This window comes from Sphingomonas sp. TX0543 (assembly GCF_048565505.1).
GTDB lineage: Bacteria > Pseudomonadota > Alphaproteobacteria > Sphingomonadales > Sphingomonadaceae > Sphingomonas.
Window position 1 is genome coordinate 557,844 of record NZ_JBLZUS010000002.1, and the last position, 16,472, is coordinate 574,315.

Sequence of the window (16,472 nt, forward strand, 5' to 3'; positions counted from 1 at the left end):
CTCAACCCTTCATCTCCAGCGCCCGCGCGTACAGCGCCTTGCGATCCAGCCCGAGCCGCCTCGCGACTTCGCCCGCCGCTTTCGAGGCGGGCAAGCGGGTGAGCGCTTCGGCCAGGGCGGCGTCGCCATCTTCCGCACTGGCGGGAGGCGCCTCGCCGGGCGGGCCGACGACGATGACGATCTCGCCCTTGGGCGGCGCATCGGCATAGCGCGCGGCGAGCGTCGTCAGCGTGCCCGTCACCGCTTCCTCGAATTTCTTGGTGATCTCACGTGTCACCGCCGCGTCGCGGTCGCCCAGCCCTTCCGCCAGCGCCGTGAGCGCGCCGGACAGCCGCGGGCCGCTTTCATAGAATACCAGCGTCGCGCGGATCGCCGCCACTTCCGCGATCGCGGCCGCACGCGCCCCCGCCTTGGCGGGCAGGAAACCCATGAACAGGAAGCGGTCGGTCGGCAAGCCAGCCAGCGTGAGCGCGGCGATCGCGGCGCACGGACCGGGGATCGTCACCACCTGATGCCCCGCCGCGCGCGCATCGCGCACCAGCTTGTAGCCGGGATCGGAGATCAGCGGCGTCCCCGCATCGGAAACCAGCGCGATCGCCTCCCGCGCCATCCGTGCGACCAGGCCGGGGCGCACCGCATCGGCATTGTGATCGTGATAGGCCTGCATCGGCCGCTTCGCACCGATATGTCGCAGCAAGGTCGCGGTGACGCGGGTATCCTCCACCGCGATCAGGTCGGCGTGCGCCAGCACCTGCGCAGCGCGCGGCGACAGGTCAGCAAGATTGCCGATCGGGGTCGCGACGATGTACAGGCCGGGTTCTAGGGAATTCACGAGGGGTCTCATGGCAGAAGCGATGACCGTCCGGCAACGGGCACGCGGCATATTCCGGTTGACGGCACTCGCCGGCGCACTGCTGCTCGGCGCGTGCCAGACGATCGTGCCGCGCGGCCCGGCCCCTGCGCCGGAGGCGGTGAAGCCCCCGACCGTATCGGAAGCCGAGGTGCAGACCGGTCTGCCGCGCGACACCGCGCGCAATCGCGTCGCGCTGCTCGTGCCGCTGTCGGGCGCGAATGCCGGGGTGGGCAAGAGCCTCGCCAACGCGACGCAGCTCGCGCTGCTCGATTCACGCAACGACAAGGTGCGGATCACCAATTACGACACGGCGATCGGCGCCGCCGCCGCCGCGCGCCGGGCGATTGCGGAGGGTGCGCAGCTCATCCTCGGCCCGTTGCTCGCGGAGGACGTGCGCGCCATCGCGCCGATCGCGCGGGCGGCGAAGATCCCGGTGCTGTCGTTCTCGAACGATGCGTCGGTGGCTGGTGACGGCGTCTATCTGATGGGGTACGCGCCCGCGCAGTCGATCGAGCGGGTCGTCGCATTTGCGCGCAGCCGCGGCGTCACCAATTTCGGCGGGCTGATCCCCAATTCGCTTTACGGCACGCGCGCCTCGACCACCTTCCTGCGTGCGGTGGAGAATGGTGGCGGCAAGGTCGTGTCGCTGCAGACCTATGACCGGTCGGGCGCGGCGATGGCCGCGGCGGTCGGCCGCATGGCGAAGGACGCACCGTTCGACGGCGTGCTGATCGCCGACAGCAGCGGGGCCGCGGCGGCGGGCGCACCGCTGGTGCGCAGATCGAGCCCCTCGGCGCGCATCTTGGGCAGCGAATTGTGGAATTCGGACAATGGCGGCGGCCGCGAGGCGCTCAACGGCGCGTGGTTCGCAAGCGTCTCGAACGGTTTCTATCGACAATATGTGACCAAATATCGCGCGCGCTTCGGCGCGGCACCCTATCGCCTGTCCAGCCTGGGCTATGATGCGGTGCTGCTGACCGCGCGGATCGCGCGGGACTGGCGCGTCGGCGCGCCCTTCCCCGAATCGCGGCTTCGCTCGGGCGAGGGCTATGCCGGGATCGATGGCGCCTTCCGATTCGGCCGCGACGGCGTCGCGGAGCGAGCGCTGGAGGTGCAGGAGATCAGGGACGGCTCGACCATCGTGGTATCGCCGGCCCCGACCAGCTTCGACCGGTAGCGCTATGCCCCACCTGCCCGCACGATCGCGGGCAGGATCGCATCGAGCAGCAGCATGCCGGCGGGGCGCACGGCCAGCCGCTCCCCATCCAGTCGCACCATGTCGCCCAGCCGCGCGACCGCCGCGAGATCGATCAGCTCGGCGATCGGCCGGTTGCCGAGCCGTGCGATGCGCGCGACATCGACGCCCTCGCCCAGCCGCAGGCCCATCAGCAACGCCTCCTGCGCCTGGATCGCGGGCGGCAAGGCTTCCTCCACCTCGATACCGTGGCCGTTGCGCCCGATCGCGGCGAGCCAGTTCTCCGGCTTGCGCCGCCGCTGCGTCGCCTGGCCGAGCCGGCGACCATGCGCGCCCGGCCCGATCCCCGCATAATCGCGATACCGCCAGTAAGCGAGGTTATGACGGCTTTCAGCCCCGACGCGCGCGTGATTGGATATCTCATAGGGAGGCAGCCCCGCCCCGGTCGTCAGGGCGCGGGTCAGCTCGTAGAGATCGGCGGCCGCATCGCCGTCGGGAATCGCCAGTCGTCCCGCCGCCGCCTCAGTCGCGAAGCGCGTGCCCGGCTCGATCGTGAGCTGATACAGCGACAGATGCTCGGTGCCGAATGCAAGCGCCCGCGAAAGCTCGCGCTCCCACTCGCCCGACGCCTGCCCCGGCCGCGCATAGATCAGATCGAAACTGACCCGTGAGAACGCTCGCTGCGCGGTATCCAGCGCGCGCATCCCCTCCTCGGCATCATGCGCGCGCCCGAGAAAGCGCAGCGCTTCATCGTCCAGCGCCTGCAGCCCCAGTGACACTCGATTGACGCCTGCCGCCGCGATATCGCCGAAGCGCGCCGCCTCCACCGAGGAAGGATTGGCCTCAAGCGTGATCTCCACGCCATCGGCAAAGCCCCACGCCGCCTCCGCCGCACCGATCACCGCCGCCACCGTCTCGGGCGGCATCAGCGAGGGGGTGCCGCCGCCAAAGAAGATCGAAGACACGCGCCGCCCCGGCAGGGCGCGCGCTTCATGCGCGAGATCCGCAAGCAGCGCCGCGCGCCAATGCGCCTGATCCACCTGGGCGCGGACATGGCTGTTGAAATCGCAATACGGGCATTTCGAAACGCAGAACGGCCAGTGGACGTAGAGCGCGAGGGAGTTGTCGTCGGCCATTTGGGCGCCGATATGGCGACGATGCCAGCCAAAGGCCACCGTTTCGCGATTTGCCTGCTGCTCGCGCTTGTGCTCGCCGCCTGCGATCACGGGCCGCGGCGCGTCGTCGAGCCACGCCTGTCCGATGCACCCGCCCCACGCGGCGCGGCGCTGCTGCGCGATACGATGCTCGACGGACAGAATGCCGAGCGCGCGGCGCTTGGGTTGCCGCGGCTGACATGGGACGACGATCTCGTCGCTTCGGCGCGCGCCTACGCCCGCGAGATGGCGCAGACACGCCGCTTCGCCCACGCCGAACAACCGCAGGGGCCGGCGCGGCAGGGAGAGAATCTGTGGACGGGCACCCGCGCCGCCTATCGCTATGACGAGATGCTCGGCCACTGGCTTGCCGAACGTCAGGTATATGTGAATGCGCCGACGCCGGGCTTCAGCCGCACCGGCCGCTGGCAGGATGCCTCGCACTACAGTCAGATCGTGTGGCGGACGACCCGGCGGATGGGATGCGCCATGGCGTCAAACCGGACGGACGATTTCGTGGTGTGCCGCTATCTGCCGCCCGGCAATGTTATAGGCGAGACGGCCTATTAGCAGTTTGCGCAAGATAGTTTGCGGCAGCGCCAAAATAACAATAGATTGATTCGCATGGGGCTGAACCCGCGAACAGGGACATCGCACGACGGGAATCCCCTGTCGCTGAGCCGCACGCCGCCTGGCGATCTATCGCGATTCGTGGCCCGATTCTTCCTCGTCATCATCGAGCGTCCGGATGATTCGGTGCTGGAAAGCTTCCTGCTCCACGAGAACGCCTATATCCGCGTTCCCGTGATCGGCCATTGGGAGACGCAGGTCGGCGGGCGCTGGGTCGGCTATGAAGGGCCGATGATCTTCGGGGCGCAGCGGCGACGCTTCCCGGTGCGATGCGCCGGGCCCATGGTCGCAGCCGGATTTTTATTGCGTCCTGCGGGGTGGTTCGCGTTTTCGGACGCGCCCGCGCATCACATCGCAGACCGGCTGGAGGAGATCGACGGCGCCTGGGGCGAGGCGCTCCGGTGGGCCTGTGAGGATATCTACCAAACGGAACAGACGTTCGACCGGCTCGAGCAGGTCACCCGCGAGCGGATAATGGAGCGGCGCATCACGATCGATCCCGCGCTGGAACGGTTCGAGGCGATCAGCAGACTGGATCCGTCGCGCACGGTTGCCGATATCGCCAGCGAGCTGGGAATGATTCCGCGCCGCCTCGACCGGCATGTCCGCGCACACTTCGGCCATCCTCCGAAGACCGTTCTGCGCCGCAGCCGTTTTCTTGACATGGCGGCGTCGCTGCGCGGCCTTTCCGCCCCAAGCGAGGACGATGAGGCGGCATTACGCTTTTACGATGCCTCGCATCTCAACCGCGAGTTCCGCCTGTTCGTCGATATGCCGCCGAACAAGTTCCGCAACACCCCGACCCTGTTGTTCACGCCGGGGCTGGAGGTTCGCGAGCAGCGCAAGATGGCGGAACGGGCGGCCGGCGGAGCGGCGTTGCCGTGGATTGCCCCAGCTATCGCGCGCGGCGAAGTGGACGAGCTGGTGTAACCCCGCAGGGACACCCCATATTGGCCGGCAGTGGCCGACGACCCGCAACTTCCCGCCGTGCTCGCCGCCTGGTTCGCAGAACGCGGCTGGCAGCCGCGCCGCCATCAGCGCGCGATGCTGGCCGAAGCGCGCGCCGGCCGCCACGCGCTGCTCGTCGCGGCGACCGGGGCGGGAAAGACCCTGGCAGGTTTCCTGCCGACGCTGACCGAGCTGATCGAACGGCCGACCGATGGACTGCACACGCTCTATGTCTCGCCGTTGAAGGCGCTGGCGGTGGATATAGCGCGCAACCTCGTCACCCCGATCGACGAGATGGGGCTTGATATCCGCGTCGAGACCCGCACCGGCGACACGCCTTCCGATCGCAAGGCGCGCCAGCGCATCCGGCCGCCGCAGATATTGCTGACGACGCCCGAATCGCTCTCGCTGCTGCTCTCCTATCCCGACAGCTTCCTGATGTTCGCCAGCCTGAAGACGATCGTGGTCGACGAGGTGCACGCCTTCGCCAGCGGCAAGCGCGGCGATCTGCTCGCACTGGCGATGGCGAGGCTCCAGCGGATCGCGCCCGCATGCCGCCGCGTCGCGCTTTCCGCCACCGTCGCCGATCCCGACGATTACCGCGCCTGGCTCGCCCCCGATGGCGATATTGAGGCGGTGAGCCTCGTGAAGGGCGATCCCGGCGTCGATCCCGATATCGCGATCCTGCTGCCGGAGGACAAAGTGCCATGGGCCGGCCATTCGGGCCGCTACGCCGCACGGCAGGTGATGGCCGAGATCGAGACGCACAGGACGACGATCGTCTTTTGCAACACGCGCAGCCTGGCCGAGCTGATTTTTCAGGATCTGTGGAAGGAGAACGCGCTCCAGCTTCCGATCGGCATCCACCACGGCAGCCTTGACAAGGAGGCTCGACAGAAAGTGGAGGGCGCGATGGCGGCCGGGCGGCTGCGCGCGCTGGTCGCCACCGCCAGCCTCGATCTGGGAGTCGACTGGGGTGATGTCGATTGCGTGATCCAGATGGGCGCCCCCAAGGGATCGTCGCGATTGTTGCAGCGGATCGGGCGCAGCAATCATCGGCTCGACGAGCCGTCCGAAGCCATCCTCGTGCCCGGCAACCGATTCGAATATCTGGAGGCGCGCGCGGCGCTCGACGCCGTGGAAGCCGGCGAGCTGGACGGTGAGCCGTTTCGTGCCGGCGCGCTCGATGTGCTGGCGCAGCATGTGATGGCCTGCGCCTGCGCCGCGCCGTTCGACGAGGCGGCGCTGCTGGACGAGGTGCGATCGGCGCTGCCCTATTCGGCGCTCGATGCGCAAACGTTCGCGCGCGTGATCGGCTTCATCAGCGACGGCGGCTATTCGCTGCGCGCTTATGACCGCTTCCGCCGCCTGGTGAAGGAACCGGACGGGCCGTGGCGCGTGAGCCACCCGAAGTTCATCGCGCAACATCGCCTGAATGCCGGGATCATCGTGGAGGCGATGATGCTCCGCGTGCGCTTCAGGAACGGCCGCGCGCTGGGCAAGGTGGAAGAGGGCTTCGCCGCGACGCTGTCTCCGGGCGATACCTTCTTCTTCGCGGGGATGAGCCTGGAGGTGGAGAAGATCGACGGCGAGGATCTGATCGTCCGCGCTACCGCGCGCCCTGCGCGCATCCCCACCTATGGCGGCAGCCGCATGCCGCTCTCCACCAACCTTGCCGATCGCGTCCGCACCTTCCTCGCGTCGCCCGACGAGTGGAAGCGCTTTCCCGATGACGTGCGTATATGGCTGGAAATGCAGGAGCGTCGTTCCGCGCTGCCGCGGCCTGACCAGCTGCTGGTCGAGACATTCCCGCGCGAGGGGCGACATTACATGGTCGTCTATAGTTTCGAGGGGTGGAATGCGCATCAGTCGCTCGGCATGCTCATCACACGCCGGATGGAAACGCAGGGGCTGAAGCCGCTCGGCTTCGTCGCATCGGATTATGCGCTGGCCTGCTATTCGCTCGATCCAGTCACCGATCCCGCCGCGCTGTTCTCGCCCGATATCCTCGAACAGGAATTCGTCGAGTGGGTGCAGCAGTCGCATCTGCTGAAGCGCGCCTTTCGCGAAGTTGCGGTTATCGGGGGGCTGGTGGAGCGGCAACACCCGGGCAAGCGCAAGACGGGCAAGCAGGTCACCTTCTCCACCGATCTGATCTATGATGTGCTGCGCCGTTACGAGCCGGGGCATGTGCTGCTCGAGGCGGCATGGGCGGACGCACGCGCGCGGATGACCGACGTGGGACGCCTGGCGGACCTGCTGGATCGCGCGGCCGGCACGATGCTGCATGTCGACCTCCCGCGCGTGTCGCCGTTGGCGGTGCCGGTGCTGGTGCTGATCGGGCGCGAACGCGTGGCGACGGGGCTCGCCGACGACGCGCTTTTGCTGGAGGCGGAGGCACTGGCGCAGGACGCGATGCGGGCGGAGTGATTTCGCTTGCGAAAGGCCCGATTCGGGCGCACCCTCCGCACCATGAAACGCGTGCTCGCCATGCCGTTGCTGCTGCTTCTTGCTGCGCAATCCCCGGTGCAGCAACCAGCCCCGGCTGTTCCGCCCGCCACGGACCCCAACCCGCCGCTGGGAGACCTGCTGGCGTTCGGCGCCAATGGGGAGCGGATGACGGTGCCCGTCCACATCTCCGGGGCGGGGCCATATCGCTTCATCATCGATACGGGCGCGCAGCGCACTGTCGTCAGCCGCGAACTGGCGGGCTCGCTGCGGCTGTCGGCCGGGCCGATCGTGCGCGTGACGGCGATGACCGGCGTGAGCGAGGTTGCGACCGTCGTCATTCCCTCCATCACGGTCGGCGCGCTTGGCAGCGAGCGGATCGAGGCGCCAGCGTTCGAGGGGCGCTTTCTCGGCGCGCCCGGGATGCTTGGGATCGATTCGCTTCAGGGCCATGCGCTGGCGATCGATTTCGAGAAAGGGTCGATGCTCGTATCGCCGTCGCGGCGACGGGCATCCTCCGATCGGCATGAGCCGGACGAGATCGTCGTCAAGGCGCGCAACCTGTTCGGCCAACTGGTCGTGACCGAGGCCTATGTCGGGCGCGAGAAAGTACGCGTGATCCTGGATACCGGATCCGCAGTGACGATGGGCAATCGCGCGCTCGAACGCGCAGTCATGCGGCGCGGCAAGAAGGGCGTGCCGATCACGCTGACGGGCGTGACGGGCGAGGCGGTGACCGTGAACTACACCGCGCTCAATACGATCAAGCTCGGGTCGATGACGATCAACGACATGCCAATCGCCTATGCGGAAAACGAAGCGCCGCCCTTCAAGGCCTTTGGCCTGGAAAACCGGCCGGCGCTGATGCTGGGAATGGACGCGCTCAAGCTGTTTCGCCGGATCAACATCGATTTCGCCAATCGCGAAGTGCGGTTCATCATGCCCAGGAATGCGCTGTCGAGCTGAAGCAGTTGCGCCACGCGACTTTCGCTGCAACGATCCGCGCGTGATCGTCGCAGGGAGAAATTGAATGCGGGCTGTGCTGTTGGCCGGAATTGCCGTGCTGGGGCTCGCCCCTGCCATCGCCGAAGCGCAGGTGCGCCCGGACCAGAAGGCGTTCTTCTCGCTCTACAAGGAACTGGTCGAAACCAATACGGTGGTCGGTGTAGGCAGTTGCACCAAGGCCGCCGCGCAGATCGCCACACGGCTTAAGGCGGCGGGCTATACCGATGCCGACATCACCCAATTCTCCGTGCCCGAACATCCCGACGACGGCGGCGTGGTCGCCATCCTCAAAGGATCGGATGCCAGGGCCAAGCCGATGCTGCTGCTCGGCCATATCGACGTGGTGGCCGCCAAGCGCGAGGACTGGAAACGCGATCCGTTCAAGCTCGTCGAAGAAAACGGCTTTTATTATGCGCGCGGCACCGTGGACGACAAGGCGATGGCGGCGGTGTGGGCGGATGCGATGATCCGCTTCAAGCAACAGAATTATCGCCCCAAGCGCACGATCAAGCTGGCGCTGACCTGTGGCGAGGAAACCACCTACGCCTTCAACGGCGCCGACTGGCTGACCGCCAACCGACCGGAGCTGGTGAGCGGCGAATTCGCGCTGAACGAGGGCGGCGGCGGCCGCTTCGACGCCAATGGCAAGCCACAGGTGCTGGCGGTACAGGTAGGCGAGAAGGCGGCGCAGAATTTCACATTCGTCGCCACGAATCCTGGCGGCCACAGCTCCGCGCCGACCCCGGAAAATGCGATCTACGAACTGGATGACGCGCTCAAGGCCGTTCAGGGATATGATTTTCCGGTGAAGTTCACCGACACCACCCGCGCCTTCTTCGCGGCGACGACGAAGGCGGTGCCCGCGCCGGTAGCGGCGGCGATCAACCGGCTGCTCGCGAACCCGACGGACAAACAGGCCGATGCGATCGTCAGCCGCGACAAGGTGCTGCATTCGACATTGCGCACCACATGCGTAGCAACGCTCGTCAATGCGGGGCACGCCGAAAACGCGCTGCCGCAGCGCGCCACCGCCAACGTAAACTGCCGCATCTTTCCTGGCGAAACGGTCGACGGCACGCTCGCCAAGCTTCAGGAGCTTGCCGGCCCGAAGGTGACCGTCACCGCCAATCAGCCCGTCCGCCCGATCGCCGTTCCGCCGAAGCTCGATCCGAAGATCGTTGGCCCGATGAAGGCGCTGGGAGAAAAATATTTTGCCGGAATCCCGCTTGTACCGATGATGTCCACAGGCGCGACCGACGCCGTGTTCTTCGGCAAGATCGGCATGCCCGTCTATGGCGCGCCGGGCATTCTGGTGGAGCAGGATCTGAACGGCATTCACGGGCTGGACGAGCGGATTCGTGTCTCCGCACTCTATCAGGGCCGCGATTATCTGTTCGATCTCGTCAAGGCATATGGCGGCTAGTTGATCAGGCCGCGCGCTTCCGGCATGGCAGCGCAATGGTTCCCTTTTCGTTCGCCGGCCACAACCTGATCGCGCTGCAGGAAGGCGCGCTGTTCTGGCCGGCGCGCAAGGCGCTGCTGGTGGCGGACCTTCATCTGGAAAAGGCGAGCTCCTTCGCGCGCGCCGGGCAGATGCTGCCGCCTTATGATTCGATCGCCACACTCACCGATCTCACCGCGCTCGCCACCGCGACCGATGCGCGAGAGATCTGGTGCCTGGGCGACAGCTTTCATGACGTCACGGGCGGCGAACGGCTTACGGAAGGCGCGCGTGAGATGTTGGCGGGGCTGATGGCCCGCACGCGCTGGATCTGGATCACCGGCAATCACGATCCAGTCCACGCCGAGCGCCGTGGCGGCGAAATCCTCGCAGAAGCGATGGTCGACGGCCTGCTGCTACGCCACGAGGCCGATCCCGCCGACCAGCGCCCGGAACTTTCCGGGCATTTCCATCCCCGCTTGCGCATTCGCGTGCGCGGCCGGCTGGTATCGCGGCGCTGCTTCGTCGCGAGCCACCGCAAGATCGTGCTGCCCGCATTTGGGGCACTTACCGGCGGGCTGGACGCGACGCACAGTGCGATCGCGCGCGCACTGGGCGATCGGGGCGAAGCGCTGGTGCCGGTCGAGAACCGCCTGTTGCGCTTCCCGTTGGCGGCTTGACGCCAACGCCTAGATGTTCAGCCCCTGCAACAGCTTGGGCAGCGCCCCGCTCTCGCCGCGCGCCTCAGCCATGAAGCGCGCCTTCAGGGGCGGGATGCGGTCCACTGCGGAGATCCCGAACCGCCGGATGGCGCTCGCGGCGCGGCCCGGGATGCCGAACAGCCGGTTCAAAGCGTCGGTAGCCCCGGCTACCATCAGCGTATCGAGGCTGCGCCAGCGCTGATAGCGATCGAGCAATTGCGCATCGCCTGCCTCCAGCCCCAGCCGCCGTCCCTCGACCAGCACCTCGGCCAGCGCGGCGACATCGCGGAAGCCCAGATTGAGACCCTGCCCGGCGATCGGATGAATCCCGTGCGCGGCATCGCCGACCAGCGCAAGCCGCTCTCCGGTGATCCTCGCCGCGTGGTGAAAGCCGAGCGGATAGCTGGAGCGCGCGGCCGCGGCGGAAAGTTCGCCGAGGAATCCGCCCATCCGCTTCTGCGCCTCCGCCAGAAACGCCCGTTCGCCAAGCTTCAGCATCGCGGGCGCATCCGCCCGCTTCACCGTCCAGACGATCGCGGAACGGTGCCCGATCTCGTCATCGACCAGCGGCAGCAACGCGAACGGACCGGCCGGATAGAAAATCTCGTAGGCGGTATCCTCGTGCGATCGTTCGTGGCGGAAGGCTGAAATGATCGCGGTGTGATCGTAATGCCAGTGCGCGACATCGATCCCCGCCGCTGCACGGATAGGCGAATTGCGCCCTTCCGCCGCAACCAGCAGCGATGCCGTCACCGTCTCGCCAGACGACAGTGTCGCGGTGACGCCGCGTGGCCCACGCTCCACGCTGACGGCCCGCGTCTTCATCCGCAGATCGACCGACGACCGGCCAAGTGCCTCGCCCAGCGCCAGCCGCAACCGCCTGTTTTCGTACATCGTGCCGAGCGCGCCATCATCCGGATCGGGGATGAAATCGAGCTTCCCCGGCGCAAGCCCGTCGCTCACGCGGATATGCCTTATCTCGCAGCCGTGCCCGGCCAGCCCATCTGCCACGCCGATCGCCTCCAGCATCCGGTGGCTCGCGCTGGCGATCGCCGAGGCGCGTCCATCGAAACCGGCGGCAAGCGTGACGGCGGGATCCGCCGGATCGACGACGATCGTCGTCAGGCCGTGGCGATCCAGCGCGAGCGCAAGCGTGGCGCCTACCAGCCCGCCACCCAGGATAAGGACATCTGCGTGATCCATGCGACACGCTCTATCCGCGATCCGACGCGCTGCCAATCGCGGCGTCTTGACGCGAGACTCGGCGAGGCAGATGATTCCTGCGGGCTGATCTCAGGAAATCGTTGGGGGATTTTAGGCAATGGCGAGCCGGGCGGATGCGTCGCTGTGGCGCGAAACGGTGAAAGCGGGAGCAGTGCGCAGTGGCGCGCTGATCGTTGCGCTCGCGCTGCTGGTGGCAACCGTGCTGGCGGCACTGGCGCTGGCGACCTATTCGCCGGGCGATGCCGCGCTCAACACCGCGGCTGGCGACACGATCCACAATCTGATCGGAGCGCCGGGCGCATGGTTCGCGGATATCGCGCTCACGACCCTGGGCCCGGCGGTGTCGTTGCTTCTGCCGATCGGCCCGATCGTCGCGCTGCGGCTGTGGCGCGATCAGCCAGCGGGTGAATGGTGGCGGATGCTTCGCAATGCCGCGCTCGGCGTCTCGCTGATGGCGACCGCGCTCGGCTGCGTCGCGAACGGCGCGGTGCCGGCGCTGCCGTTCGGCTGGGGGGGCGCAATTGGCCTCGGCGTGGTTGCCGCGACGCGCTGGGCGGTGTCGTTCGCCGGGAATCCTGCCGTCACCTACTGGGCGGTGATCGTGATGGGGCTGCTCACCGGGATCGCCGGCGCCGCGTTGTGGGGGCGGAGCATCGATATCGCATTGCCGCGCGTATGGCGGGCCAGGCGTGATCGCCCCGCCGCGATCGACGACGAAGATATTCCGCTCGAGCTGATCCGCCGCCCAGTCACTCCACGCCCGGTCGCGCAGCCCGATCCCCGCCCCGGCCCGGTCATCAGCGACCGGACGCTGGCCCCCTCGATCGCACGGCCGAAATCGCAACAGCAGCAACGGCTTGACCTGCGCGACAATTACACGCTGCCGTCGCTCGACCTGCTGACGCCCGCACCGCCTTCGCAGAACGTGACGATCGACAAGGCCGCGCTTGAACGCAACGCGCGCCTGCTCGAAACCGTGCTGGACGATTTCAATGTGCGTGGCGAGATCAAGGAGGTCCGCCCCGGCCCCGTCGTCACGATGTACGAACTCGAGCCGGCGCCAGGCATCAAGGCCACCCGCGTCGTCAGCCTCGCCGACGATATCGCGCGCAACATGTCCGCGATCTCGGCCCGGGTCGCGACAATACCGGGGCGCACCGTGATCGGCATCGAGCTGCCCAACGCCAAGCGCGAGACAGTGTCACTGCACGAATTGGTCGGATCGCAGACCTTCGAGGATCAATCCGCGCAACTACCTGTAATCCTTGGTAAAAATATCGCGGGTGATCCGGTAATCGCCGATCTGGCGCCGATGCCGCATCTGCTGGTCGCCGGCACCACCGGCTCCGGCAAGTCGGTCGGCCTCAATTGCATGATCCTTTCACTGCTATACCGGCTCACACCGGATCAGTGCCGAATGATCATGATCGATCCCAAGATGCTCGAGCTGTCGATGTATGACGACATTCCGCATCTGCTCGCCCCCGTCGTCACCGACCCTGCCAAGGCGGTACGCGCGCTCAAATGGGCAGTCGAGCAAATGGAGGATCGCTACCGGCAGATGTCTTCGCTCGGGGTGCGCTCGCTCGGGAGCTTCAACGACAAGGTGCGCGCCGCGCGCATCAAGGGCACCCCGCTCGGCCGCCGGGTGCAGACCGGCTTCGGTGAAAACGGGCAGCCGGTCTATGAGGAAGAGCAGCTCGATTATCAGGTACTTCCGCAGATCGTCGTGATCGTCGACGAACTCGCCGACCTGATGATGACCGCCGGCAAGGAAGTGGAGTTCCTCATCCAGCGCCTGGCGCAAAAGGCGCGGGCAGCGGGCATCCACCTCATCATGGCGACACAGCGCCCGTCGGTCGATGTCATCACCGGCGTCATCAAGGCGAATCTGCCGACGCGTATTTCCTTCCACGTCACATCGAAGATCGATTCTCGCACCATTCTGGGCGAGCAGGGCGCGGAACAGCTTCTTGGCAAAGGCGACATGCTGTACATGCCGGGCGGCAAGGGCATCGTCCGCGTCCACGGCCCGTTCGTCTCGGACGACGAAGTGCGCGCGGTTACCGACCATTGGCGCGCACAGGGGCAGCCCGATTATATCACCTCCGTCACCGAAGAGCCGGAGCAGAGCTTCGATCTGGAAGGCGCGCCTACCGGCGAGGATTCGGCCGAGGATCAGCAATATCGCGCTGCTATCCAGCTCGTGTGCGAGAGCCAGAAGGCATCAACCTCCTGGCTCCAGCGGCAATTGCGGATCGGCTACAACAGCGCAGCGAGGCTTATAGAGCGCATGGAAAAGGACGGCATCGTCGGTCGCCCTGACCACGTCGGCCGCCGCGAAGTGCTCCGCGACGCCGACGGGCATCCAGTCTAGACATTTGTCCCGCCAAGATTTTCCTTGAAGAATGCGGCCGTCCGCGCGTCGGCGAGATCGGCTGCCTTCTCCGAGCGACGATCGCCCATTTCGGTCGCGAAGCCGTGGTCTTCACCCGGATAATCGTGGATCGTCACGCGCGGATGATCGTCCAGCCCTTCGTGCATCCGCTGCTGGGTCGCCTTGTCGACAAAACCATCTTCTCCGGCGACATGCAGCAGGACGGGGCGAGCGATCGCATGCTTCTCACCCAGCAATCCATCGATCCCGACACCGTAATAACCGACCGAAGCGTCGACATCGGTGCGACACGCGCTCATGAACGCGAGCCGGCCACCAAGGCAATAGCCGACGCATCCTACCTTACCGCCATCGCCAAGCAGAGCACGCGCGGCATGGACGGTTGCCTCGATATCGCGGATGCCGGCGTCCTGATCAAACCTGCCGAACAGCTCCAGCCCGCGCTGCAGCTCCGCCGGCACATCGGGATCGAGCTCGATTCCCGGCTCCAGCCGCCAGAACAGATCCGGCGCAATCGCAAGGTAACCCTGCTCTGCCATCCGGTCACATTTGCGCCGGATGCCTTCGTTCACGCCAAACACCTCCTGGATGACCACGATAGCCGCGCCAGGTTTATCCGCAGGCCGCGCTAGGTACGCGCCAAAGCCCCCGTCATGCTCCAGCGTATCGACCTTGATATTCTCACCCATCGCTCGGCTCCGATAATGTTCGTGGTTCAACACCCAATTCCTGGTAACCAAACCATCCTTCGCGGCATAATGTCCCGCGCGTCGGTGATCCGATGACAGGGCGCGACGCTCGGGCGCGAATTGCGGTGCATTGTCGTCGCCAGGCCGGTCAACGCGGCGGCGCCATCGATCAGTACATCGCCAACCGGCGTTGTGATAATGACGGGTTCGCGGGCATACATGCGGGCATAACGCTAACGCGCAGGGATGCCGCGCTCAAGGAGTGCTTGTAATGAAAGTGAATGTCGAGGTGGATTGCACGCCGGAAGAGGCGCGCCGCCTGATGGGTCTGCCCGACCTCACGCCGATCCACGATGCCTATATCGCCAAGATGCGCGAGGCCTTCGACGGCGGCATTCGACCGGAAATGTTCGAGAATATCGTCAAGAACTGGGCGCCGATGGGTGAGGCAGGCCTGTCGTTTTGGCAGCGGTTGTTCGAGGCGGGGACCAAGCCGGGCGGCTGATGGATACGATCTTCGCCGTTTCCAGTGGCCAGCCCCCGGCCGCAATCGCGGTCATGCGCGTGAGTGGCCCGGGCGCGCGGCTGGCCGTCGAAGCCCTTGCCGGCGCTCTTCCGGCGCCGCGCCGCGCGGTATTGCGCCGCTTGCGAGACCGGGACGGCGCGTTGCTCGATGATGCCTTGCTTCTGTGGTTCCCCGGGCCACGCACGGCGACCGGAGAGGATCTTGCCGAGTTTCACCTCCATGGCGGGATAGCAACCGTCAAAGCCGTCGAATGCTCGCTGGCGGCCATGGCTGGTCTTAGAAAGGCGCGCGGTGGCGAATTCACCCGCCGCGCGCTGGAAAACGGCCGGATCGATCTGGCGCAGGCGCAGGGGCTGGCGGACCTGCTGGAAGCCGAGACCGAGGCACAGCGCCGGGCCGCCATTGCCAGCGTCGACGGCGAAGTCAGCCGCGCGGTGTCACGCTGGCTGGCCGAGCTGGCGGGAATCGCCGCACGGATCGAGGCGGCGCTCGATTTCAGCGATGAGGATGACGTCGAAAGCGCCGACGCGGCGATGCTCGACGCGGCCATCCAGGATTGGCTGGACGATGTGAACGCACTTATCGCACGGCCAACTATCGAACGCTTGCGGGAGGGGTATCGAATCGTACTGGCAGGACCACCGAATGCCGGAAAATCCTCTCTCTTCAACGCGATGATCGAGCGTGATGCCGCCATCGTAACGCCGATAGCGGGCACGACGCGCGATCTCCTCGAGGCACGCGTCATACGCAATGGGCGATTATACACGCTTGTCGATACCGCGGGACTGGCAAAGGAGACCGCTGACCCTGTCGAGCGGATCGGCATCGAGCGGGCCCGGCGATCAGCCGAGACGGCCGACCTCGTCTTGTGGCTTGATGACGAGGCGCCCCCCGCGGGGTGGCCATGCGTAATGCTTCACGCCCGGTGCGATCTACCCGCACGAGCCAATCTGCCAATCGGTCGGTTAGCCGTGTCACGCGATAACTTTGCGAGCATCGATCGGGTCTGGGCCGCAATCGAGGAACGCACGCAATCGCTAATCACTCCCGATGGGCTGACGCTGCGAGAGCAACAGCGAGACGCGGTCATCGCTGCCCGTGATGCGGTCGCGGGCGAAGGGCTGGACGACGATCTGTTGGTACGCGCCGAGGGAGTGCGCTATGGCATGCGGCATCTGGCGGGCATCCTCGGCGCCGATGCGACGGAAGCAATGCTCGACGCACTTTTTGCCCGCTTTTGCATCGGAAAATAGTGTT

Annotated in this window: 14 protein-coding genes; 10 read left to right on the forward strand and 4 right to left on the reverse strand. The window is 66.4% G+C overall.

The genetic code is table 11. From position 1 onward, the window contains the following. Position 1: 1 nt before the first annotated feature. On the reverse strand, positions 2 to 844 hold the full coding sequence (gene rsmI, locus ACM61V_RS03340) for a 16S rRNA (cytidine(1402)-2'-O)-methyltransferase (RefSeq protein WP_137786991.1): 843 nt from the start codon (positions 842 to 844) through the stop codon (positions 2 to 4). Here rsmI and ACM61V_RS03345 point away from each other — a divergent pair. Next, positions 843 to 2,030 (forward strand): penicillin-binding protein activator, encoded by a 1,188-nt coding sequence (locus ACM61V_RS03345; RefSeq protein ID WP_137786990.1) that lies wholly within the window; start codon positions 843 to 845, stop codon positions 2,028 to 2,030. The two genes, rsmI and ACM61V_RS03345, sit on opposite strands and share 2 nt — an antisense overlap. Positions 2,031 to 2,032: 2 nt before the next feature. On the opposite strand, the gene hemW is transcribed toward ACM61V_RS03345, so the two are convergent. Next, positions 2,033 to 3,184, reverse strand: coding sequence for a radical SAM family heme chaperone HemW (gene hemW / locus ACM61V_RS03350; RefSeq protein ID WP_137786989.1), 1,152 nt, complete (start codon positions 3,182 to 3,184; stop codon positions 2,033 to 2,035). A gap of 12 nt (positions 3,185 to 3,196) precedes the next feature. On the opposite strand from hemW, the gene ACM61V_RS03355 reads away from it, so the two are divergent. From ACM61V_RS03355 to pdeM, 6 genes are all read left to right on the forward strand, one after another. Next, positions 3,197 to 3,772, forward strand: a complete 576-nt coding sequence (locus tag ACM61V_RS03355) for a CAP domain-containing protein (RefSeq protein WP_137786988.1) — start codon at positions 3,197 to 3,199, stop codon at positions 3,770 to 3,772. 141 nt (positions 3,773 to 3,913) lie between these two features. Then, positions 3,914 to 4,762, forward strand: coding sequence for a helix-turn-helix domain-containing protein (locus tag ACM61V_RS03360; protein WP_171007589.1), 849 nt, complete (start codon positions 3,914 to 3,916; stop codon positions 4,760 to 4,762). A 57-nt stretch (positions 4,763 to 4,819) separates the two neighbouring features. Then, entirely contained in the window at positions 4,820 to 7,210 is a 2,391-nt protein-coding gene (locus ACM61V_RS03365) for a ligase-associated DNA damage response DEXH box helicase (protein ID WP_419714241.1), read from the forward strand. Positions 7,211 to 7,252: 42 nt separating this feature from the next. Next, the gene (locus tag ACM61V_RS03370; protein WP_137786985.1) at positions 7,253 to 8,194 is read left to right on the forward strand and encodes an aspartyl protease family protein; all 942 of its coding nucleotides are present in this window, start codon (positions 7,253 to 7,255) and stop codon (positions 8,192 to 8,194) included. A gap of 64 nt (positions 8,195 to 8,258) precedes the next feature. After that, positions 8,259 to 9,656 (forward strand): M20/M25/M40 family metallo-hydrolase, encoded by a 1,398-nt coding sequence (locus ACM61V_RS03375; protein WP_137786984.1) that lies wholly within the window; start codon positions 8,259 to 8,261, stop codon positions 9,654 to 9,656. Positions 9,657 to 9,691: 35 nt separating this feature from the next. Then, the gene (gene pdeM, locus ACM61V_RS03380; protein ID WP_137786983.1) at positions 9,692 to 10,354 is read left to right on the forward strand and encodes a ligase-associated DNA damage response endonuclease PdeM; all 663 of its coding nucleotides are present in this window, start codon (positions 9,692 to 9,694) and stop codon (positions 10,352 to 10,354) included. Between the two features lie 9 nt (positions 10,355 to 10,363). On the opposite strand, the gene ACM61V_RS03385 is transcribed toward pdeM, so the two are convergent. After that, positions 10,364 to 11,578: a UbiH/UbiF/VisC/COQ6 family ubiquinone biosynthesis hydroxylase gene (locus tag ACM61V_RS03385; RefSeq protein ID WP_137786982.1), complete on the reverse strand. Its 1,215-nt coding sequence runs from the start codon at positions 11,576 to 11,578 to the stop codon at positions 10,364 to 10,366. Positions 11,579 to 11,696: 118 nt separating this feature from the next. Here ACM61V_RS03385 and ACM61V_RS03390 point away from each other — a divergent pair, with 118 nt between their 5' ends. Then, complete coding sequence (locus tag ACM61V_RS03390; protein WP_137786981.1) at positions 11,697 to 13,976, forward strand: FtsK/SpoIIIE family DNA translocase; 2,280 nt, start codon at positions 11,697 to 11,699, stop codon at positions 13,974 to 13,976. On the opposite strand, the gene ACM61V_RS03395 is transcribed toward ACM61V_RS03390, so the two are convergent. Continuing rightward, a complete protein-coding gene (locus ACM61V_RS03395) occupies positions 13,973 to 14,686 on the reverse strand; it encodes a dienelactone hydrolase family protein (protein WP_419713804.1) in 714 nt (237 codons plus the stop codon). The genes ACM61V_RS03390 and ACM61V_RS03395 overlap by 4 nt on opposite strands. Positions 14,687 to 14,957: 271 nt before the next feature. Here ACM61V_RS03395 and ACM61V_RS03400 point away from each other — a divergent pair, with 271 nt between their 5' ends. Both ACM61V_RS03400 and mnmE read left to right on the forward strand, forming a co-directional pair. Beyond that, on the forward strand, positions 14,958 to 15,191 hold the full coding sequence (locus tag ACM61V_RS03400) for a DUF6489 family protein (RefSeq protein ID WP_137786979.1): 234 nt from the start codon (positions 14,958 to 14,960) through the stop codon (positions 15,189 to 15,191). Further along, the gene (gene mnmE / locus ACM61V_RS03405; protein ID WP_137786978.1) at positions 15,191 to 16,468 is read left to right on the forward strand and encodes a tRNA uridine-5-carboxymethylaminomethyl(34) synthesis GTPase MnmE; all 1,278 of its coding nucleotides are present in this window, start codon (positions 15,191 to 15,193) and stop codon (positions 16,466 to 16,468) included. The genes ACM61V_RS03400 and mnmE overlap by 1 nt, the downstream gene beginning before the upstream one ends. Positions 16,469 to 16,472: the final 4 nt, after the last annotated feature.